The sequence below is a fragment of the Gilliamella sp. A7 genome (assembly GCF_002142015.1).
Taxonomy (GTDB): Bacteria; Pseudomonadota; Gammaproteobacteria; order Enterobacterales; family Orbaceae; genus Gilliamella; species Gilliamella apis_A.
On sequence record NZ_NASN01000110.1, the window covers coordinates 1 to 1061 of the forward strand.

Below are 1061 nucleotides of genomic sequence, written 5' to 3' on the forward strand. Positions count from 1 at the left end.
CCTGGCATTACCATTTCTACGCCTTCTGGTAATTCAATAGTACCTGTTACGTCTGTTGTACGGAAGTAGAACTGTGGACGGTAACCTTTGAAGAATGGAGTATGACGACCACCTTCATCTTTACTTAGAATATACACTTCTGATTCGAAATCTGTATGTGGAGTAATTGAACCTGGTTTTGCTAATACTTGACCACGTTCGATTTCTTCACGTTTTGTACCACGTAATAATACACCTACGTTCTCACCAGCACGACCTTCGTCTAGTAATTTACGGAACATTTCTACACCAGTACAAGTTGTTTTTGAAGTTGGTTTGATACCAACGATTTCAACTTCTTCACCAACTTTGATGATACCGCGCTCTACACGACCTGTTACTACTGTACCACGCCCTGAGATTGAGAATACGTCTTCGATTGGTAATAAGAATGGTTTATCAATGTCACGCTCTGGTTCTGGAATGTAGCTGTCTAATGCTTCTGCTAATTCTACAATTTTGTCTTCCCATGCTGCATCGCCTTCTAACGCTTTAAGCGCTGAACCACGAATTACTGGTGTATCATCACCTGGGAAATCGTATTGAGATAGAAGTTCACGTACTTCCATTTCAACTAATTCTAATAATTCTTCATCATCAACCATATCACATTTGTTTAAGAATACGATGATGTAAGGTACACCTACTTGACGACCTAAAAGAATGTGCTCACGAGTTTGTGGCATTGGACCATCAGTTGCTGCTACTACTAAGATAGCGCCGTCCATTTGTGCCGCACCAGTGATCATGTTTTTAACATAGTCAGCATGGCCTGGGCAGTCTACGTGTGCGTAGTGACGAGTTGGTGTATCGTATTCAACGTGTGAAGTATTGATGGTGATACCACGTGCTTTTTCTTCTGGTGCGTTATCGATTTGATCGAATGCACGAGCTTGACCACCGTATTTTTTAGATAATACTGATGTGATCGCTGCAGTTAAAGTTGTTTTACCATGGTCAACGTGGCCGATTGTACCAACGTTAACGTGGGGTTTTGTACGTTCAAATTTTTCTTTAGACAT

At 41.2% G+C, this 1061-nt stretch carries 1 protein-coding gene; it reads right to left on the minus strand.

The window, feature by feature from the left end; genetic code table 11:
- Positions 1-1061: elongation factor Tu (gene tuf, locus B6D18_RS12360; protein WP_086364704.1), on the minus strand; the 1061-nt coding region annotated here is incomplete at its 3' end.